The 20,879-nt window shown below is 39.1% G+C and carries 21 protein-coding genes; 18 read left to right on the top strand and 3 right to left on the bottom strand.

All coding sequences use genetic code 11. The annotated features are described in order from the left end of the window. Positions 1-60: 60 nt before the first annotated feature. The 15 genes from AC3M61_RS02340 (at position 61) to AC3M61_RS02270 (ending at position 15,364) form a co-directional block, all read left to right on the top strand. Complete coding sequence (locus AC3M61_RS02340; RefSeq protein WP_500779325.1) at positions 61-756, top strand: Crp/Fnr family transcriptional regulator; 696 nt, start codon at positions 61-63, stop codon at positions 754-756. Positions 757-1,013: 257 nt separating this feature from the next. Then, on the top strand, positions 1,014-2,051 hold the full coding sequence (tdh, locus tag AC3M61_RS02335; RefSeq protein WP_448378771.1) for an L-threonine 3-dehydrogenase: 1,038 nt from the start codon (positions 1,014-1,016) through the stop codon (positions 2,049-2,051). 33 nt (positions 2,052-2,084) lie between these two features. Continuing rightward, positions 2,085-3,272, top strand: coding sequence for a glycine C-acetyltransferase (locus AC3M61_RS02330; RefSeq protein ID WP_500779324.1), 1,188 nt, complete (start codon positions 2,085-2,087; stop codon positions 3,270-3,272). An 88-nt stretch (positions 3,273-3,360) separates the two neighbouring features. Further along, positions 3,361-4,572: a cyclic nucleotide-binding domain-containing protein gene (locus AC3M61_RS02325; protein ID WP_500779323.1), complete on the top strand. Its 1,212-nt coding sequence runs from the start codon at positions 3,361-3,363 to the stop codon at positions 4,570-4,572. Between the two features lie 19 nt (positions 4,573-4,591). Further along, the gene (gene iadA / locus AC3M61_RS02320; RefSeq protein WP_500779322.1) at positions 4,592-5,755 is read left to right on the top strand and encodes a beta-aspartyl-peptidase; all 1,164 of its coding nucleotides are present in this window, start codon (positions 4,592-4,594) and stop codon (positions 5,753-5,755) included. A 140-nt stretch (positions 5,756-5,895) separates the two neighbouring features. Continuing rightward, positions 5,896-7,050: a sodium ion-translocating decarboxylase subunit beta gene (locus AC3M61_RS02315; RefSeq protein ID WP_500779321.1), complete on the top strand. Its 1,155-nt coding sequence runs from the start codon at positions 5,896-5,898 to the stop codon at positions 7,048-7,050. A 28-nt stretch (positions 7,051-7,078) separates the two neighbouring features. Next, on the top strand, positions 7,079-7,312 hold the full coding sequence (locus tag AC3M61_RS02310) for a ferredoxin family protein (protein ID WP_500779320.1): 234 nt from the start codon (positions 7,079-7,081) through the stop codon (positions 7,310-7,312). Beyond that, positions 7,305-8,474 carry a 2-oxoacid:acceptor oxidoreductase subunit alpha gene (locus AC3M61_RS02305; protein WP_500779319.1) on the top strand — a complete coding sequence of 390 codons (1,170 nt, stop codon included), beginning with the start codon at positions 7,305-7,307 and terminating at the stop codon, positions 8,472-8,474. Before AC3M61_RS02310 ends, AC3M61_RS02305 begins: the two co-directional genes overlap by 8 nt. A gap of 116 nt (positions 8,475-8,590) precedes the next feature. Then, entirely contained in the window at positions 8,591-11,200 is a 2,610-nt protein-coding gene (secA, locus tag AC3M61_RS02300; RefSeq protein ID WP_500779318.1) for a preprotein translocase subunit SecA, read from the top strand. Between the two features lie 50 nt (positions 11,201-11,250). Then, complete coding sequence (locus AC3M61_RS02295) at positions 11,251-11,982, top strand: cyclic nucleotide-binding domain-containing protein (RefSeq protein ID WP_500779317.1); 732 nt, start codon at positions 11,251-11,253, stop codon at positions 11,980-11,982. Beyond that, positions 11,969-12,292 (top strand): cyclic nucleotide-binding domain-containing protein, encoded by a 324-nt coding sequence (locus AC3M61_RS02290; protein WP_448378731.1) that lies wholly within the window; start codon positions 11,969-11,971, stop codon positions 12,290-12,292. The genes AC3M61_RS02295 and AC3M61_RS02290 overlap by 14 nt, the downstream gene beginning before the upstream one ends. A 97-nt stretch (positions 12,293-12,389) precedes the next feature. Then, positions 12,390-12,797, top strand: a complete 408-nt coding sequence (gene mce / locus AC3M61_RS02285; protein ID WP_500779316.1) for a methylmalonyl-CoA epimerase — start codon at positions 12,390-12,392, stop codon at positions 12,795-12,797. Positions 12,798-12,830: 33 nt separating this feature from the next. After that, complete coding sequence (locus AC3M61_RS02280; RefSeq protein WP_500779392.1) at positions 12,831-14,369, top strand: acyl-CoA carboxylase subunit beta; 1,539 nt, start codon at positions 12,831-12,833, stop codon at positions 14,367-14,369. Positions 14,370-14,405: 36 nt separating this feature from the next. Continuing rightward, entirely contained in the window at positions 14,406-14,939 is a 534-nt protein-coding gene (locus AC3M61_RS02275; protein WP_500779315.1) for an OadG family protein, read from the top strand. Next, positions 14,933-15,364, top strand: coding sequence for a biotin/lipoyl-containing protein (locus AC3M61_RS02270; RefSeq protein ID WP_500779314.1), 432 nt, complete (start codon positions 14,933-14,935; stop codon positions 15,362-15,364). The genes AC3M61_RS02275 and AC3M61_RS02270 overlap by 7 nt, the downstream gene beginning before the upstream one ends. Before the next feature lie 249 nt (positions 15,365-15,613). On the opposite strand, the gene AC3M61_RS02265 is transcribed toward AC3M61_RS02270, so the two are convergent. The 3 genes from AC3M61_RS02265 to AC3M61_RS02255 are packed head-to-tail and all read right to left on the bottom strand — an operon-like array spanning position 15,614 to position 18,232. Further along, complete coding sequence (locus AC3M61_RS02265) at positions 15,614-16,642, bottom strand: hypothetical protein (RefSeq protein ID WP_500779313.1); 1,029 nt, start codon at positions 16,640-16,642, stop codon at positions 15,614-15,616. A 12-nt stretch (positions 16,643-16,654) separates the two neighbouring features. Continuing rightward, positions 16,655-17,428 carry a hypothetical protein gene (locus AC3M61_RS02260; protein WP_029684077.1) on the bottom strand — a complete coding sequence of 258 codons (774 nt, stop codon included), beginning with the start codon at positions 17,426-17,428 and terminating at the stop codon, positions 16,655-16,657. Between the two features lie 45 nt (positions 17,429-17,473). Then, the gene (locus tag AC3M61_RS02255; RefSeq protein WP_500779312.1) at positions 17,474-18,232 is read right to left on the bottom strand and encodes a hypothetical protein; all 759 of its coding nucleotides are present in this window, start codon (positions 18,230-18,232) and stop codon (positions 17,474-17,476) included. Between the two features lie 439 nt (positions 18,233-18,671). Between AC3M61_RS02255 and AC3M61_RS02250 the strand changes: the two genes are divergently transcribed. Genes AC3M61_RS02250 through AC3M61_RS02240 form a run of 3 tightly spaced genes read left to right on the top strand, consistent with a single transcriptional unit; the run spans position 18,672 to position 20,861 of the window. Next, positions 18,672-19,073 carry a cobalamin B12-binding domain-containing protein gene (locus AC3M61_RS02250; protein WP_014452108.1) on the top strand — a complete coding sequence of 134 codons (402 nt, stop codon included), beginning with the start codon at positions 18,672-18,674 and terminating at the stop codon, positions 19,071-19,073. 3 nt (positions 19,074-19,076) lie between these two features. After that, positions 19,077-20,045: a methylmalonyl Co-A mutase-associated GTPase MeaB gene (meaB, locus tag AC3M61_RS02245; protein WP_500779311.1), complete on the top strand. Its 969-nt coding sequence runs from the start codon at positions 19,077-19,079 to the stop codon at positions 20,043-20,045. Positions 20,046-20,048: 3 nt separating this feature from the next. Then, positions 20,049-20,861, top strand: coding sequence for a Rossmann-like and DUF2520 domain-containing protein (locus AC3M61_RS02240; RefSeq protein ID WP_500779310.1), 813 nt, complete (start codon positions 20,049-20,051; stop codon positions 20,859-20,861). Positions 20,862-20,879: the final 18 nt, after the last annotated feature.

Raw genomic sequence — 20,879 nt, 5'->3', positions numbered from 1 at the left:
ACAATTTTTGTTGGAAAGAAGAAAATTATCGAAAACTGACTGATTAAGGAGGTGATTTTTATGCTTTTGAACAATTCAAATTCAAGGTTTATAGAAGTTCTTGAACAATGTGAAGTATTTAAGGGTGTGGAGAGAAATTGTATAGAGCAAGTTGTTCGCAATACAAAGATTGAAAGATACGAAGCGAAAGAATTGGTAAGAATACGTGGTGATGAATGCAATGAATTGCTGTTTTTAGTGGAGGGAGAAGCGTTTGGACTGTTTACGAATCCTGAAGGGAGGGTTTTGCAAATAGACCACATGTTTGCACCAAAACTTTTGGCAGCTGCCGTTATTTTTTCAAATGATGCGAAGTATCCTGTTGATGTGGAAACTGTTAAACCTTCTGTTTTTCTCACATTAGATAAAAACTTTTTTGTCTCACTGATGATGAAAAACGAAAAACTTTTGAGAAATTACCTTCAATACGTAAGCGACGCATTTGTTTTTATAACCGACCGATTCTATGAGATAACGATGAAAAATCTTGTCCAAAAAGTTTGTTCGTATCTTGTCCGTTTGATGGACGAGCAAGGTTCGTCTATTGTTACGATGAATATGTCGAAAGAAGAGCTTGCCAGGGCGCTTGGAGCAACAAGACCTGCACTTTCCAGGGTATTTATAGAACTTGAAAAGCTCAGCATTATAGAGATGGATGGGAAAAAGGTGAGAATAAAGAATGAACGATACATAAGAGACTATGCAGAATTCGAATAACAAAATGACTTGGTGAAAGTTTGTAGAAATTTCACATAGCGAACGTTATTGGGAAAATTAGTGAATTTTACCACATTAAGAATTCTTCTGATGTTTTTTTCTCTTGTATACTCGCTAATTTGACATTTGATAGAATTTCGATGTTTTTTTGTTGGTTGTATAATTGAAATGCAGAGCATACTAAATACAGATATCCTTATTTATAAGATTTACAAGAGGAGGCGATTGTCTTGGGAACAGGGGCAACGAATGGGACGATGAAAGCGATAATGAAAAAGGTGGCAGGTCCTGGATTAGTAATGGAGCAAGTTAAGAAACCTACGCAAGAAGACCTTGGACCGAGGGACGTGCTTGTTAAGATAAGACGAGCTTCAATCTGCGGAACGGATGTTCACATATACAAGTGGGATGAATGGTCACAGTCACGTATAATTCCTCCACTAATCACAGGGCATGAGATGGCGGGTGAAGTTGTTGCGGTTGGTAATGCGGTTACGCAAGTCAAAGTTGGAGATTTGGTAGCGGCAGAGACACATATTCCTTGTGAACATTGTTATCAATGTAAAACCGGGAGGATGCACATATGTAAGAACCTTAAGATTTTGGGTGTCGATACAAACGGTATATTTGCGGAATACGCAATCATTCCTGAAACGGTTCTTTGGCGATTCTCTCCTGAGATTCCTCTTGACTACGCTTCTGTTATGGAACCATTCGGAAATGCAATCCATACGGCCTCTGTTACGAACTTACTTGGTAAAACGGTGCTTATAACCGGTGCGGGACCTATCGGCTTAATGGCTATCCAGGTCGCAAAAGTTGCTGGAGCAAGTACCGTAATCGTTTCAGAAGTTGACCCATTGAGAATTCAAATGGCTTACGAAAACGGTGCTGATGTGGTTATCAATCCTGCTGAGAAAGACTTAGTCAGAGAAGTTTACAAACTTCTTGATGATGGCGTAGATGTTTTGCTCGAAATGAGTGGTAACAGAAGGGCGTTTGAGGATGGATTGAAATGTGTTACCATGGGTGGAGAAGTATCTGTGCTTGGAATATTTGGTGGGAAAATAGAAATAAACTTTGATGCTTTAATTACAATGCGAGGACTGACTGTCTACGGTATAACAGGTAGACGCATGTTTGAAACTTGGAGAATTGCAGACGAACTGCTCCGGACTAAGAAAGTGGACCTTTCGAAAGTGGTTACACACATACTTCCATTTGACCAGTGGGAAAAAGGTTTTGAACTCATGTTGAATAAGCAATGCGGTAAAGTTGTTCTGAATTTGGACTGATGGTTAAAAACTTGTTTTGAAGGGGGGAACAAGATGTTTAATTACAAGATATTGGAAGACGAAATGGAAATGTTAAAAAACGAAGGTCTCTACATCAATATTCGCACACTTGAGTCTCCACAGGGTGCGTGGATTGTAGTCAACGGGAAAAGAGTTTTGAACCTTTGTTCGAACAATTATCTTGGATTTGCAAATGATGAAAGACTAAAACAAGCTGCAATAAAAGCCATCCAAGAATGGGGTGTTGGACCAGGTGCTGTTAGAACAATTGCTGGAACTATGAAAATTCACGAAGAACTCGAAAAGGCACTTGCTGAGTTCAAAGGTGCACAGGCAACAATTTTCTTGCAGTCAGGTTTTGTGGCAAACCAAGCAGCTATACCCACGATTTTCGGTGATGAGAATGATGCAATTATCTCTGATGAACTCAACCACGCAAGTATCATAGATGGTGTTAGACTTTCTAAAGCAAAGAGGTATGTTTATAAACACAACGACATGAATGACCTTGAAGCAAGACTTAAAGAAGCAAGAGATGTTCAAAAAGCCAGAAGAATTCTAATAGTTACAGACGGTGTATTCAGTATGGACGGAGATATCGCACCACTACCTGATATTGTAAAGCTTGCGGAACAATATGAAGCTGCTGTTATGGTTGATGACGCACATGGTGAAGGTGTGTTAGGACGAGGTGGAAGAGGTATAGTTGACCACTTTGGATTGCACGGTAAAGTAGATATGGAGATAGGAACTCTTTCAAAAGCATTCGGAGTGCTTGGTGGATACATTGCTGGAAGTGAAACGCTAGTCAGATACCTCAAACAAAAAGCCAGACCGTTCCTTTTCAGCACAGGGCTTACACCTGCAGACGTTGCAGCCTGTCTCGAGGCGGTAAAGATACTCCAAGAAAGCGATGAACGAGTTAAAAGACTTTGGGACAACGCGAATTACTTCAAGACAGAAATGAAGAAACTCGGATTTGACCTTGGAGTAAGCCAGACACCAATAACACCTGTTATGCTCTATGATGCGAAGATTGCAACACAGTTCAGTAAAGAACTCTTTGAAGAGGGCATATTCGCACAAGCGATAGGTTATCCAACCGTTCCAAAAGGAAAGGCAAGGATAAGGGTGATGATAAGCGCTGTGCATTCTAAAGAAGACCTTGACTTCGCACTTGAAAAGTTTGAGAAGGTTGGAAAGAAATTAGCTGTTATATGATAGAATTAGACCGGGCACGTTTTGTGCCCGGTTTTTCTTTAGTCAAAAGTCAAATCATCTCAAAACCAAAGTCCAAGGGGATGGATTTATGGAGATTATTGTATTCCCTCCGGGTACGAAGATATACGGTTATTCAGAAATCCCGAAATATTTGTACTATTTGGTGGATGGAACTGTTGAAACCAAACTTTTTAGGAAGGTCCAAGAGTTTAACTCAGGCACATTTGGCGAATGGTCGCTCTTCAATCTTCCTTCGCAAGAGCAGGTGACTTCAACCAGCGAAGTAACACTTTACGCTATCAAACCTGAAGAAATTTTCAATTTTGAACACACGCAGAAAGTTTTGAAAAACCTAATTCCTTCGATTGCTAAAAGACTGCTCTTAATCGATTCTGAGCTTACAGAGTCCCAAGAGCTTCCAACCTACGTTGGTCCAGACAGGATGAGATTCTTTAACAAGATACATCCAGGGGCTTACAAAATTACAGATTCTATTTTTCAAGAAATCCTCCAAGCCAAATCACTCTATGCGGCAGGTTACTACAAGGAAGCGTTCGAGATAATAGTAAGAATTCTGCCACAAGTGGTTACGGAGGATTTGAGAAAAGAAGTGATGATTTGGCACACATTACTTAGTATGGTTTTGGAACCAGAGAAGGCAGAGATACATTTTAGACGCCTGAATCCAAAAGAATATGCGGAGCATTTGTCCTACCAGTTCTTGGTAAGTTTCTACAAAGGCGGAGAAAAGCAGGAGATTTTGGATATCTACATGAAAGCGGGACTCCATATTCCAAGCGAAACGATTGTAACCATGGAAGGAGAGGTTGCTTCCGAAGCGTTCCTTATCTTAAAGGGTTACTTAAAAGCAGTAAAGCTTTTTGAAGATAGGGAAGTTCTAATGAGTATTGTAGGACCTGGCGAGTTCGTAGGAGAAGGGGCGATAATGAACTCAAAAATTCGAATGGCGACGCTCTATTCGATTTCACCAGTTGATTTGATACCATTGAGTGCTGAGAGTATAGAGAAAGCAACCTCAACCAATCCTGGATTTGTACTCAAAATATGCGAATCACAACTCAAACGTATAATTCAGGTAAAGCAACTTCTGGAAATCAAAAACCAAGGCAATCAAATCCAGCGTACCATCATGGCGATAAATTACTTCAAACCAATTCTCGAAAAAGCGAAAATTAATGTGAGAGACATAGCCTATTTGGTAGATGTGAGTGTCGAACGTGTTATTGAAGAAGTCAGACGTATGGGATATAAGATAGGAATTGATGGTTCCATAAGTTAAGGTTTAAGGAGGAATTTCAATGATAAGAGTTATAAAAAACGCAAAAATCTTTGCTCCTAAGTATGTAGGAAAGGCAGATGTTGTCTTTGACAATAAAATCATTCACATAGGTAAAGACATTAATCCCTTTTTCTTCCCCTTCGAAGTAGAAATTTACGATGCATCTGGTTTGTTGTTATTACCTGGACTTATCGACCCACACGTGCATATAACTGGTGGAGGTGGAGAAGGCGGGTTTGAAACTAGGACCCCGGAACTGAAGATTTCAGACTGTATTAAGAACGGAATAACAACGGTTATTGGTTGTTTGGGAACAGACGGAGTTACTAGAAGTCTTGAGAATTTGTATGCAAAGGCAAAAGCCCTCGAAAATGAAGGTTTGAACACATTTATATACACAGGTTCTTACCGTGTTCCGCCTGTAACGTTTACCGGTAGTGTGATGAGAGATATGGTCTTAATCGACAAAGTTATCGGGGTTGGAGAAATAGCCATATCAGACCATCGTTCGTCTCACCCAACTTTTGAGGAGATTTTACGGATAGTAGCAGATGCACGGGTTGGTGGAATGATTTCTGGAAAACCAGGTATCGTGAATTTCCATGTAGGCGCTGGCAGAGAAGGAATTAATTACCTTTTCGAAATCATTCGAAACACGGAAATTCCGGTTCAACACCTTTATCCTACACACATGAATAGAAGCAAATGGCTCTTTGAACAAGGGCTTGAGTTTGCTTCAAAAGGTGGAGTGATAGACTTAACAGCTCTCCAACCAAAATACGATGAACCTTGCAAAGGTGAATTTAACACAGTTGATGCGATATTTAAAGCGTACGAAAATGAGTTGTTGAGAAATATAACCATTTCATCAGATGGGCAGGGGAGTCTTCCAAAGTTTGATGAAATAGGAAATTTCGTAGGACTCGATGTTGGAAGCGTTAGTTCGGTTTGGCATACGATATGCAAAGTGGTGGGGAAGGGTTTGCCTTTGGAAGAAGCGATCCAGGTTTCAACCATCAACCCAGCCAAGGTCTTTAGATTGAATAAAGGAAGAGTTGAAAGAGGCTACGATGCTGATTTTATCTTAGTGAATGAGGAAAATTTGGAAATCGTGAGCGTGGTGTCTAAAGGCGAATTTCTGATGAAAGATGGAGTATTGAAGAATTTAAACTTTGAATTTTAAGGGAATTCAGAAGAATGTTCATATATACTTTATTTTCTTCTCACAGTTAGTAGTTGAAAAGTCTTTGCAGTGATAGTATACTGGGTATTGAAAAGTACAACGAGAAAACAAAAGAATAAAGTATCAGGAGGCCAGGAGAAATGCTGGATGAATTTTTTACATTCTTGAAAACAATGGCGTTCTCACAGATGACGCTCGGAAACATTTTCATGATAGCGATAGCTGGTGTCTTGATATACGTTGCAGTTAAAAAGGATGCCGAACCTTTGCTATTGATTCCTATAGCATTTGGCATCATTCTCTCCAACATCCCGCCAGTTGCAACGGGTATTTTGAATCCGCCACAGACTTTTGCGGATGGTAGGTTTATTCCTGGAGGATTTATGTACTATATAAAAAAGGGTCTTGACCTTGGTATTTATCCACCTCTTATTTTTCTAGGAATAGGAGCACTTACAGATTTCTCGTTTATGCTTTCGTATCCAATCACGATATTCCTCGGAGGAGCTGCCCAGATTGGTATATTTGTAACATTCATGCTCGCCCGTGCTTTTGGATTTACTCTCAAACAGGCTGCATCTATAGGTATCATCGGAGGTGCCGATGGACCGACATCTATTTATATTTCTACAAAATTTGCACCGGAACTTCTCTCCATAATAGCAATTGCTGCTTATTCGTACATTGCACTTATTCCGATACTTCAGCCACCAGTTTCTAAATTACTAACAACCAGAAAAGAAAGATTAATAAGAATGAAGGCTCCTAGAAAAGTCTCAAAAACTGAAAAGATAGTCTTTTCGATAATTACGACACTTGTTACCGCATTGCTCGTTCCTCAATCGCTAACCTTAGTAGGTCCTCTCATGTTTGGCAATTTGCTTAGAGAGGTTGGGAATGTAAAAAGACTTGTCGAAGCAGCGAGTAAATATATTCTTGATACAACAACAATTTTGCTTTGCTTGTCTGTTGGGGCATCAGCAAGGGCAGATATCTTCCTAACGCCGAGGTCTCTGCTTGTTTTTAGTATGGGAGCACTTGCGTTTGTTTCAGCACTCACAAGTGGTATTTTGTTTGCAAAATTATTAAACCTTTTCTTGAAAGATAAAATCAACCCGCTTATCGGTGCTGCTGGAGTTTCAGCAGTACCGGATTCTGCAAGGGTTGCTCAAAAAATAGCGCAAGAAGAAGACCCGACTAATTTCATACTCATGCATGCCATGTCTCCCAATGTTGCAGGAGTTATTGGTTCAGCCGTAGCTGCGGGTGTTTTCTTAGCTATTTTTGGTAGGTAGTTCAAAGAGTTGAGGAGGAGGTAAGAAAATGGCAAAAAAGCAGTACAGAGTTGAGATAAAATATCAATGGTGCAAGGCATGCGGTATTTGTTATCATGTCTGTCCTACAAAAACCATTATCCAAGGAGAACTGAACAGGCCAGCAGTTCCTGATCATAGTAAATGTATTGGTTGTCTGATGTGCGAAAATTTATGTCCAGATTTTGCTATAAACATCGTAGAAGTATCTGAAGAGAGCAAGGCAGGTGTTGAAAATGCCTAAAAATCCTAGAATGGTCTTCTGGCAAGGAAACGAAGCTTGCGCATACGGTGCGATAAAAGCAGGTTGCCGTTTCTACGCAGGTTATCCAATCACTCCTTCTTCGGAGATAGCGGAGACTATGGCAAGAGAATTACCGAAAGTTGGAGGCGTATTTATCCAGATGGAAGACGAAATAGCAAGCGCTGCTGCGATAATAGGTGCCTCGCTTGCTGGAGTAAAGTCTATGACCGCAACTAGTGGTCCAGGTTTCAGTCTTATGCAAGAGGCTATAGGTTATGCGATAATGACTGAAACACCAACAGTATTTGTCAACGTAATGCGCGGTGGACCTTCAACTGGTATGCCAACCAAACCTTCGCAAAGTGACATCATGCAAGCAAGGTGGGGAACGCACGGTGACCATGCAATTATAGCACTTTATCCTTCAACAGTTGAAGAAGTTTACAAATACACCATAAAAGCGTTTAACTTAGCTGAAGAGTACAGAACTCCTGTCATACTTTTGATGGACGAAGTGCTTGGACATATGTACGAAAACTTCATCTTACCACCTGATAGCGAGATAGAAATTGTTGAGAGAATTTCTGCTCGTGAGCTTGAGGAGGAAGAACTCTTCGTTCCATTCTCTGAAAGTGAGTATGCCGAAAACCTTCCACCATCGTTAGTAGAAATGGGAAAGGCACATTTCCATGTGTCTGGTCTGGTTCACGATGAATCAGGATTTCCAATGGCAACAGCAGAAACTGCTGAGAAACTTATCAGAAGACTTGTGAATAAAATAAAGTTACACATAGACAAAATAGCCGAGTGTGAAGAGTTTATGACTGAGGATGCAGAGACGATAATAATAGCTTATGGTTCCGTTGCAAGGTCCGCAAAAGAAGCCGTGTTGATAGCAAGAAAAGAAGGAATCAAGGTGGGATTACTTAGACCGATAACGATATGGCCTATTCCGATAGAAAAAATGCGAAAAAGACTTGCTAATGCCCAAAATGTGTTGGTTGCTGAGATGAATTTGGGTCAATATGCAAGCGAAGTAGTGAAGCTAATAAAACCTGGAACAAAACTGAGATTACTTAGTAAAATCAGTGGTGAACTTATAGCACCTCACGAGATATTGAACGAACTTAATAACATGCTCCTCGAAGGCATAGACTTCTAATATAATATTTCTTTCTGGTCATCCTTGCCCAACGGCAGGATGACCTTTTTCTTTTTTGTGGTAGAATATTATTGATGTGATAAGAAAATTTGGCAGATGCAGGGAGGAATACGAAAGTGTTTGGAAAATTGAAAAAGTTATTTGATAAAAATGAGATGGAGCTTAGAAAAGCAAGGAAATTAGTTGAACGGATAAATGAGTTCGAAGCGGAAGTTCGAAAAATGCCATTTTCTCAAATGCGAGACTACGTACTTTCCAAGAAAGGAACTTTAGAAAACTTGGATGAACTTGATGAACATCTGGTAAATGTTTTTGCATTTACACGAGAGGTTGCAAGAAGAACGGTAGGAATGAGGCATTTTGATGTCCAGTTGATAGGCGGAATAGTGCTCCACAAAGGAAAGATAGCTGAAATGAAGACAGGAGAGGGTAAAACGCTTGTTGCAACCCTGCCTGTTGTTTTGAATTCGCTTATGAACAGAAACATTCATATGGTCACTGTGAATGATTATCTTGCAAAAAGAGATGCCATGTGGATGGGTCCAATATATCTGGCTCTTGGTTTAAGGGTGGGAGTCATAACTACATCAGGAAAAGCTTATGAGGTGGTCTGGAAAAATCCTGAGCTGGCCAAAAAAGGTCTTGAGGAGAATTACTGTGTTTGGCCTGAGGATTTTGACGGGGAATTTCTTCCGGACGAAGCAAAAGTTAAAAAGGCGGTTGAAGCGTTTGAGGTGGATGTCATTGAAATCAGCAAAAAAGAAGCCTACAGATGTGATGTAACCTACGGAACAAATTCAGAATTCGGATTCGACTACCTCAGGGATAACCTTGTTATCTCCTTAGAAGACAAAGTCCAAACTGGACATTTCTACGCTATCGTTGACGAAGTTGATAGCATACTTATAGACGAGGCAAGAACACCGCTGATAATCAGCGGCCCGTCGAAAAACAATGCAGCAGTCTACAAACACTTTTACCAAATTGCAAAGCGCTTGGAAAGAGATAAACACTTCAAAGTAGATGAAGAACACCGTTCAGTAATTCTTACCGACGAAGGCATATCTTATCTTGAGAAGTTACTAGGTGTTGACAATCTGTATGACCCGGCAAATGTCAACAGCATTTACCACATAATTAACTCTCTCAAAGCAATTCACCTATTCAAAAAGGATGTTGATTACATTGTTCATAACGGGCAAGTTTTGATTGTTGATGAGTTCACGGGTCGTGTTCTTCCAGGAAGGCGTTACAGTGGTGGATTGCATCAGGCAATCGAAGCAAAAGAGGGAGTTCCGATAAAAGAAGAAAGTATAACGTACGCGACTATAACTTATCAAAACTATTTCAGAATGTATGAAAAACTTGCTGGTATGACTGGAACTGCGAAGACAGAAGAAGAAGAGTTCAAAGCGATATATGGCTTAGATGTCGTAGTTATACCTACCCACAAGCCGATGATAAGAGTAGATAGAGACGATTTGATATACAGAACAACCGAAGAGAAATACAGAGCGATCGTTGAAGAGATTAAGAAAAGATACGAGAAAGGTCAGCCTGTTCTTGTTGGAACAACATCGATTGAAAAAAGTGAGAAACTCAGTGAAATGCTCAAAAAAGAGAAAATTCCTCATCAGGTTTTGAATGCAAAGTATCACGAAAAAGAAGCACAGATAATAGCACAAGCAGGTCAAAAGGGTATGGTTACAATTGCAACGAATATGGCAGGTAGAGGAACAGATATCAAACTTGGTCCCGGTGTCAAAGAGCTCGGGGGGCTGTTAGTCATAGGAACAGAAAGGCACGAAAGCCGAAGGATAGATAATCAATTACGCGGAAGGTCTGGTAGGCAAGGTGACCCTGGTGAATCAATATTCTTCCTCTCTCTCGAGGATGATTTGATGAGAATATTCGGTGGAGAAAGGCTTCAAAAAGTTATGGATATGGTCAAAATTGAACCGGGTCAGCCTATTTATCATCCATTACTGACTAAACTAATTGAGCAGGTGCAAAAGAAAGTAGAGGGCATAAACTTTGGAGTGCGTAAGTTCTTACTTGAATTGGATAGCGTTTTAGATACACAAAGACGAGCAGTTTATGGATATCGAGACTATATTTTGGAACACAACGTTGACAACTTCATGGAAGAAGCAATCGAAAACTTTGTTGAGTCAAGATTGGAAGAGTTCTGTTCAAATCCTGAGTGGGACAAAGAAGGATTGAAAGATTCGTTCGCTATTATAAAAGACTACGTAAATGTTGAAGAACTTTTAGAAAAAATTGATGACAGGGAAAAACTCAAGGTGGAATTGGTAAATCAGATAAAACAAGCATATGAAGAAAAGAAAAAAGAATTCGGCGAAGATTTCGAACATGTCGCAAAATTTATCGTGCTAAGGATAATAGACGAAAATTGGAGACAATACCTTGAAGAAGTTGAACACGTCAAAGAGTCTGTCAGACTGAGAAGTTACGGCCAAAAAGACCCCGTTCTGGAATTCAAAAAAGAGACTTATCAAATGTTCACTGAAATGATGATGCGCAGTTACGAGCTGGCAGTTTCTTACCTGCTCAACCTCAGAAGAGTTGACAACAAAGCTGAGGAAGAATCAAAGAAAGAGCTTGCAAAAGTCAGCACCATTCACGAAGAATTCAAACTCATTGATGAGAGCAAAGGAGAAAAGTCCGGCAATAGAAGACCGAAGTTGAAGATAAAAAGAAGTTAGGACTCTGTGTGCGTTCGCGAAAGACTTTTTAATGGTGGGAAGTGGAAAAAATGAGGATTGAAGGGGTTATTTTCAAGAAAGGGGAAGTACCTAAAACACTTTTCAAAATAGTTTCTGGAACAGTTCGAGAAACGCGGAATAACACTTATCATGACTTATCCAAGGGTGAATACGTAGCACTTTTAGAGTATTTACTCGGTCTTCCTTTGGAAGACGATATAATAGCTTTAGAAGAAACAGAACTTGTAGAAACGAATGTAGAGAGCGATTATGAAAATATTATTCGAAATATTGTGGCACTCAGAAAAATTATATACCAAACATCCGTAGATTTTGAAAATTTAGTCCTTGATGATTTCAACTTTGAGACAGAGAATATAGACGAATATCTAAACCAAATAGAGTCTCTTTTAACACTATCGGGGGGAGAACTACCTGAGGACAAAGAGAAGGCAATAGAACTTATAGAGAGTATGGAAGATGATAAACTGTTTACAAAAGTCAATTTGGTGAAAAAATTTGTGGAGCGGTTCCCAGAAGAACAAATCGGTGCGAAGTTTCTTATCGAAACAGCTGCAAAAGTTTACATCGTGCTAAACGATAGATATGTTGCCAAAGCTTTGCTAAAAAAAGTTTTACTTTACTATCCGCATCTTTTAGATTACAGCTACGAAGCGATAAAAACACTGGAAAGTATATATAAAGAAGAAGGAAACATAATATACAGGCGATATGGAAAAATGGCAAAAGTTTTAGAGGTGATGTTGCGTGGAAACGCTTGAATTTGAAGATGGATATAAAATAATTGAAAAGGGAAAACAAGAACCGTATGTTTACATCATAAAATCTGGAAAGGTAAAAGCCTCTTTGGGAACATACGAAGCACTCCTTTCGGAGGAGACTCCGGATGTCTTTGGTCTTGAAGCATTAATCGATGAGCCGTATACGGAAACTTGCATTGCTGTAGGAACTGTGAAGGTGATTAGGTGTGAGAAAAATGAATTCAAGGATATATATGTAAAAACAGAAGTTGGAAAGGAAGCACTCAAAAGCTTTATGAAAAGGACAGCAAAAGCCTTAGGTTGGATTTGAAGAAGCTTAAAAAAAGCTGTACAATATGAAGTGTTAATAATTAATTCAAGTCCAATTTTTTAGATTAAGTAAAGCTCTTGCGGAGGTGAACTAAACTATGCATACGAACAGGATAGACCACATAGGGATAGCTGTAAAGGATGCAAAAGAAAAACTAAGACTTTACAAGGACTTTCTTGGCTTGGAAGTTACAGAGGTAGAGGATTTGCCCGAAAGAGGCCTAAGGGTTTACTTTATAAAAGTTGGCGACACGAGAATAGAACTGTTAGAACCAATGGCCGAAAACTCCGAAATTTCTGGTTTCCTTGAAAAGAAGGGAGAAGGCATACATCACATTGCTTTCAACGTTCATGGTATCGATGAGGCAGTAGCTTTGGCAAAAGCACATGGGCTTCAGCCACTCTCAGAAGAACCAAAACCCGGAGCTGGCGGGACAAGGGTGTTGTTTTTGCATCCAAAGACAACGGGTGGAGTCTTAATTGAACTTGTTGAAGGCGAACATTAATTTCTGTGGATAAAAGGGGTGGACTAAATGGAAATGGAAGAACTTATACAGCAACTGAAGAACCTTGAGACAGAAGTTGAGTTAGGTGGAGGACAAGAGAAGATAGACAAACAACACGCTGAGGGAAAACTAACAGCTCGCGAGAGGCTCCAGTTGTTGTTTGACGAAGGAACCTTTGAAGAACTTGACAAATTCGTAAAGCATAGAAATACAATGTTTGGGCTTGATAAGATGAAATTACCTGCTGATGGTGTTGTTACTGGTATTGGAAGGGTAAATGGAAGGCCAGTAGCTGCCTTTTCGCAAGACTTTACGGTTATGGGTGGTTCGCTCGGCGAGATGCACGCGAAAAAAATAATGAAAGTGATGGATTTGGCTCTTAAGTTGGGAATCCCACTTGTTGGAATAAACGATTCAGGTGGTGCAAGGATACAGGAAGGCGTTGACTCGCTTTACGGTTATGGTGAGATATTCTTTAGAAACACGATAGCCTCTGGAGTGATACCACAAATTACGGTTATAGCGGGTCCATGTGCTGGTGGTGCAGTTTACTCACCTGCGATAACCGACTTTGTGATTATGGTTGACAAAACAGCTCAAATGTTCATTACTGGTCCAAACGTTATTAAGGCTGTTACTGGAGAAGATATATCAAAAGAAGACCTTGGAGGTGCATTGGTTCACAACACAAAGAGTGGAAATGCACATTTCTTAGCTTCAGACGATAGGCAAGCTATAGAGATGGTAAAAAGGCTCATTTCCTACATACCCCAGAACAACATGGAAGAACCTCCTTTGGAGGAGCAAATAATCGAACCAGATGCATCTGATATACAAACAGTTGTGCCTGTTGACCCAAAGAAAGGTTTCGATGTACGCGATGTTATAAGAAGAATTGTTGATGAAGGGACATTCTTTGAAGTGCACGAGCACTTTGCAAAGAGCATAGTTATTGGATTTGCAAGAATTAATGGAAAAGCAGTGGGTATTGTTGCAAACCAACCAAATTACCTTGCAGGGGTGCTTGACATAGACTCTTCTGACAAAGCAGCAAGGTTCATAAGGTTCCTCGACGCGTTCAACATACCGATTGTAACATTTGTCGATACACCGGGATATTTACCTGGAGTAAAACAGGAACACGGTGGAATAATTAGGCACGGAGCGAAGTTGCTATATGCTTACAGTGAAGCAACAGTTCCGAAAATAACGATAATCCTCAGAAAAGCGTATGGTGGAGCTTACATTGCGATGGGGAGCAAGCACCTTGGTGCAGATTTCGTGGCAGCGTGGCCAACAGCAGAAATAGCCGTCATGGGTCCCGATGGCGCAGCTAATATCATCTTTAAAAAAGAAATAGATGCTTCGGAAAATCCAGAGGAGACCAGAAAACAAAAGATAGAGGAATACAGACAACTCTTTGCCAATCCGTATGTTGCAGCATCAAGAGGATACATAGATGCCGTAATTGATCCAAGAGAAACGAGGAGTTGGATTATAAAGGCACTTGAATACAGTGCAACGAAAGTTGAATCAAGACCTAGGAAGAAACACGGAAACATACCGTTATGATTTAAGTAATTTAAAACTTTCCGAGGTGATAAACGGATGCCTATAGAAGCAACAACAGTTACGGTAGCACAAGCAACACAAACTGTTCTTGCTACACAATTGAACAATGAAACTACAATTACATTATCTCAAACAGCTCAGTCGGTAGCTCAGAGTGCTACTCCAACAGCTTTACCGATAGAGGTTACGGTTACAATTGTGGGAGTAAGCACTGTATTTCTTGTTTTCGTAATACTCTACGTAATATTCAAATTGATGGAGATTTTTGGAACAGGAAAGAACAAACGAATAAAAACCACGTCATCGAAAATGACCAGAGAGGTTATGGAGCAACAAAGCACAGGATTAATACAATCGGTTGCAAGAAAACAGGTTCAAGAAGTTATGCCAATGGGAGCAGATGAAACAGAAGAGATAGCAGCTGTTTCTGCAGCTATTTACGCCATGCTGGGAACGAATATAAAAATTAAATCTATTAGCAGAGCTTCCACGAGTGTAGCAAGAACTAAGGGGCAACGTGGTTGGGAAGAATGGAGAACATATGGATGGCGAGGTGGAAATAGATGGTGAGAAAGTTTGTTGTTAGGGTTAATGGAAAAGAATATGTTGTTGAAGTTGAAGAGCTCGGAACAGCAGCCCAGGCAATACAACAAACACAAATTATCGAACAACCAAAACCTGTTGTTCAACAACCGGTTCAGTCAGCAAATCCTACTCAACCTGAAAGCAGACCAGCAAAACAAGAAAGTGCTCCAGTTTCAACGAGTTCAGAATCTGGTGGCGGAGCTAAAGTAGTATCTCCTATGTCAGGTGTTATACTAAAAGTTCTTGTTAGTGAGGGACAAAGGGTTGAATACGGTCAAAAATTGGTGATACTTGAAGCTATGAAAATGGAAAATGATATAGTTTCGGACAAGCCAGGTATTGTGAAGAAGATATACGTAAAAGAAGGAGACAACGTAGATACCGGGCAAGTGCTTGTGGAATTAGAGTAAACATTTTCAAACGACACAACTCCAATATTTTTACCGACAAAACACTGGTGGTTACAGCCACCAGTGTTTTTATTATGCTTAAAATTATAAAGTTAGTGTATTCTCAATAAATATAAAGATAGTAGGCAATATAATACCCAAAATACCATAAGACCGGGCGCAAGCTCTAACTCACTCATCCTTACATCTTTTACTTTTCTTGAACGTACCAATAGTTGACAATCCTACTTATTACTTTTTATCAAGGTTTTATAGGTTTTCATTTGTTGTGCACAAGAAAACCCGTATAATTTGAAATGAACCTCTATATGGATAGACCGTAAATTTCTTTGGTAAGAACGAGATAAAATTTTCGGAAATACTAGCTTGCAACGTTTCTTTGTAAGGTGAGAGGTTTTTTAAAACCAGGCTCTGGGTAACATTCTTCGTATTGTCCGAAAACAAGACTATATCTGGTGCTGTTTGAATGAGTAGCAACTGGTTTTCTGTCCTCAATTCTTTTGCGCCACTTATACTAAAGTCCTGCCCGTAAGATTTTCCGATGAGCAAGACATCAATAGTTCCTGAAGGTAGAATGTACGGCACAAATACAGAGTAAAAAGTTTTTCTTTCAGGAAAGACGACAAAGTCGAAGGAATCTAGGGGAAGTTCTTCAATAATCGTTCTTAGATTTCTGGATGAAATTTGGATGCTCCCTTTTGGTATAAATGCGATGTTGCCTTTGTTCTCGATTTCCAACGTTATTATTGAACCGTAGTCACCGTATTTTTCATCAGGTTCTCTCAGAAGGTCTTTGACGGATATATCATTGATAACTAAGGACTGGTACACCGGTATATTTGTGAATCTTACAAAGAACGGCACAATATAATTCAACCTAACTTGGATTCTTCCTCCTGATACGCTTTCTTGCGTTATCTTGAGAGCGAAGACACCCGTTGCACCGGGGAAATTTTGTGGGACATTGAATTCAACTTTGATTGACTTTTGTTCATTGACTGCCAATATGAAAGACTTATCAGTAACTTGAACGTATTTTTTGAGACTGTATTTATAATCAGGGTCGTCAAATGAATAGCTCCTGCCATCAGTTATAAAGTCTATAACTTCTATCGTTATTTGCGACTCAGTAGGAATATCGTTCTTTATAAAGAACTCGTATGTAAATTGATATTTCGAAGTATCAATTTGATATATTAGGCTGGGAGATATTTCTAGTGCGAATACTAGCTTTGCCAGAAACAACACAAAAATAAGACCACCAAACTTCTTAATCATTCCACCATCCCCTTACGCGATATTTGAATCGAGTTGATTCAGAACATCTTCCTCTGAAAGAAAGACTACGTAACTTAGGTCTAATCCTAGCCTTTTAGCGAAACCAAAAATTACTTCTTCTGCTCTTTTTGTGCCTCGCTCAAGTATCAAAAAAAGTTTATCGCCTAAATCAAGAACTATATCTCCCTTTCGAACTTTGATTTCTTTAACATAGTCCTTTTTTAATGCAATCGGTATAAAATACTTCTCGCGGGTAGCTTTTTGATGTTCCAGCAATATCTTAGCTTTCAGAATCGACGAAACAATCACTTTCGGATTTTCTGTTTCAGTCTTAGAACTTACCTTGAGAAGCTCTTCGTAAAGTCTTTGACACCTAATCCGGTGTTTTCTCACCCAATCATCTTCAAAACCTTCAAGTAGCAAACCTGTATATAGTTCTGAAGCTTTTTTTGCATCAGCGTTATCAATAGCTTTCATGAACTCGCTGTAATCACTGGGAAAGTAGCTAAGATTAATAAATACATAGTCTCTCTCGTTCCTCAAATAATCGTAAGGAATTTCTAAATCTTTTCTGATATAGTAAAGTTGGGCATTCAAATTCTTTCTAGAATATTCAGGAGTGTAACCAGGCCAGAAAGTTCTCAGAAGTTCTTCGACTGAAACCTTGCTTCTACCAGAAAGCAGAATGTAAAACAAAAGCTTCAAAGCCTTTTTTGATGTGAAATCATTAAACTCATTTCCATATTTATAAACTTTCCAATCTCCGAAAAGTTTAATATAAAGCATGTTCTCACCTCTGTCGTTTTTTGATTTCTCTCAAATCTTAATGGGTTATTTAACGCTGCAAACAGTAAGAATTTCTTTGGCTACTTCCGATTCAACTAAAAGAATAATTTCAGTATCGCTAAGCAGTGAAGCCTTTTTGCTTTTAGATAGTATCTGATTTAGGATATCTGGTTCTTTGACTTTTAATTTAACAGCAGTCAAACCTTCTGAAAAATCGAAAACACTATCAGCTATAGAGAATTCACATCCTTCAGCTATAAACTTAAAAAAGGCGGAATTCGCTGCTGACAAATAAAATTCCGGTAAAATTTTCAAAAGTCTAATCTTTGTTTGAACAGGGATGTTGGGATCAAAATAAGCTTTCGAAAACACAGAGAAAACAAGAGACCTAAAAAGATTTCTGAACGAAACTATCCAAGGATTGTCCAGAAATGGTAAAAAATCTCCTTTGTAAAGTTCTAAAATTTGTGCAACAGTTTCTTGGTAATCTTGCTTTCTCGTATTAAGCGCTTCGATTTGTGACTGAATAAGGTTGATATCCACATCTAGAGAGAGTTCTATACTAACCTTTGAATGTTTCAGTAAGTTAATTCTAAAGCGACCGTTCGATTTTGTGTTTAAATTTTTTAATACTTTCCTAACATATGAGTCATCGTAAGAATCACCAGCTTCTATGACATTTAGGACCTCTTTTAACCACACCTGTTTTTTTACAATAAGAAAAGAAAAAACTGTAAGCTCAGTTTTTGAGAGCTTACAATCAGGAAGTTCGTCAATGTAAAAGTCCCCCAAAAGATGGATCAAGCGACACCACTCCCCCAATGCCTGATATAACAACTGTCACTGGATGGAATAATAACGAAAGAATACCCCTTTTCACATGATATACATTTCACATGTACCAAAGTATTCTACTCTTCATATTTTAATTTACATCGTGACAATGATTAAATATTGTTTACGTAAATTTATACGAGCTATTAATAAAGTGACACCTTTGAACATTTTCTGTAGAAATGTGTACATAAAAATATGAGAGAAGGAAAAATAGCTTAAATATCGGTTTGTATTGGCAAATTTCTAAAAAGAAAAGTAATTCTCATTTTTTCAATTTCCCAGGTTTTGAAAAGAACTGGTCCTAAAGACAAACGGGTTTGAAATTATCATTGCTCATGCTAAAATAAAAAAGGACAGTCAAAAATCAAAATATGCGGATTTCTTTTGTAGAAAGGGGAGATGGGATATGGATAAGAAAATCCGCGTTCTCATAGCCAAACCGGGTCTTGATGGGCATGACAGAGGTGCAAAAGTTGTCGCGAGAGGTTTAAGAGATGCGGGTATGGAGGTAATTTATACTGGCTTACGTCAAACCCCCGAAGAAATAGTCAAAGCGGCTATTCAGGAGGATGTAGATGTAATAGGCTTGTCGATATTATCAGGTGCACATATGAGCATATGCAAGAAGGTTTTAGAGTTGATGGAGCAGTACAACTTCCATGTACCAGTCTTTGTAGGCGGAATCATCCCTCCAGACGATGCGGAACAACTTTTAAAGATGGGAATTGCTGCCGTCTTTGGACCTGGGACCCCAATATCAGAAATTGTCAAGAAAGTTCAAGAAGTTGTTGGACAAGGAGTAGCTTGATAAATGAAGAAGAAATGGAAAGACCTTGTTAACAACCAAATTGAAAGCGTTTTATCTTTGGCAGAAAGAATAATTGTTCAGGACCAGCTTGCTCTTGCAAGGGCTATCACACTTATCGAAAGCAACCCAGAGCTCATTTTTCATGTTGAAGAAAAATACAAAGATACGCTAACTAAAAACATTTCTCACATAGTTGGTTTCACAGGCAGTCCAGGGGCGGGGAAAAGTACATTAACAGATGCTTACGTTGTTAAACTAAGGTCAGAAGGTAAAAAGGTTGGGATAATAGCCGTGGATCCTTCGAGCCCGTTCACGGGAGGAGCACTTCTTGGTGACCGTATAAGAATGAAGAGACATTTTACCGATGATAACGTCTTTATCAGAAGCATGGGCAGTCGAGGGAACGTTGGGGGATTGAATGATGCAGTTTTTGGAGTAATTACTTTGTACAAACTCTACGGGTTTGATTACATTATTATCGAGACTGTAGGCGCTGGTCAAAGTGAAGTTGATATAGCTTATGTTGCTGATACAGTCGTATTAGTCCTTTCCCCAGCTGCTGGTGATGAAATTCAGCTCATGAAGGCTGGTATTATGGAGATAGCTGACATATTTGTGATAAACAAATCGGATCTGGAAGGTGCGCATATACTTAAGGTAAACCTTGAGATGGTTTTACAGTTTTCTGAGTCTTCAAAACCCATAGTATTAACCGTTGCAACTTCTGGGAAGGGAATTGAAGAACTTCACAGAGAAATCGAGAACCATAGAATTAGATTGAAAGATACAGGAGAAATAAAAGAAAGAGCTAAGCGACGTATAAAGAAACATGCTGAAGTGATTATAAACAAAGATATTGCTGAAATTCTATCAAATCAGGATTTGACAGACTCTGCGCAAGTTTCAGAACTTGTAAGGGATGTGATTGCAAAATTTTGCCAAAAGCACTCATGCATTGGGGAGAAATCTTAAATTATGCTTCTATGTGGAAGTATTTCTGAGCTTTCTGAGATTAAGATTAACATAATAGGTGTTGGACGTGTTTCATCTTCAGTAGCAAGAAACCTTGTTGGAAAGGTAAAGTTTGGTTATGTTATATCACGTGACAAAAGTAAAGCGGAGAATTTAGCAAAAGAAGTAGGTGCTAAAGCAAAAACGTACGAGGATGATTTTTTACTTAGTGGAGTTATATTACTTGGTGTTAGCGATTCTGCTCTACCTGATGTTTGCAAGCTGATCGAAAAGAAAGTTGATAAAAACGTTGTGGCGATACACTTCAGTGGGTTTTTGTCTTCTGATATATTACCGGAAAGCTGGTTTCCTGCTTCTATGCATCCAAATTGCGCAGTTTCTAATGAATCGTATAACTTTAAAGACGTGGTATTTGGTGTTGAAGGAACAGAAAGAGGGCTCCAGATGGCAAAATACTTAGTTGAGCTTCTTGGTGGGCAGTACGTTGTAATCTCTAAGGAAAGGAAAGCCGAATATCATTTGGCAGCAGTTATCGCAAGCAATTTCCCAGTAGCTTTGGCTTATCTTTCCCAAAGGCTTTACACAGATATTGGCTTTCCTGAAGAACTCTCAAGGAAGGTTATTTCAAAACTTTTTGAAAGTGTTAGTCAAAACATAGCTTCTAAGAATTTAAAAAATGCACTCACTGGTCCTGTAAAGCGAAGAGATTGGGAGGTTGTAAAACAGGAAGGAAAAATATTCAGTGAATATTTTCCAGAATTCTTCGAACTTTATGACATACTAGTAAAGCTTCTTAAAAAGCTGAACGAGCAATAAAAAGAAGCCACCTCAGTA

The organism is Fervidobacterium sp., from assembly GCF_059913585.1.
This window is presented reverse-complemented; position numbering and strand designations above follow the sequence as displayed.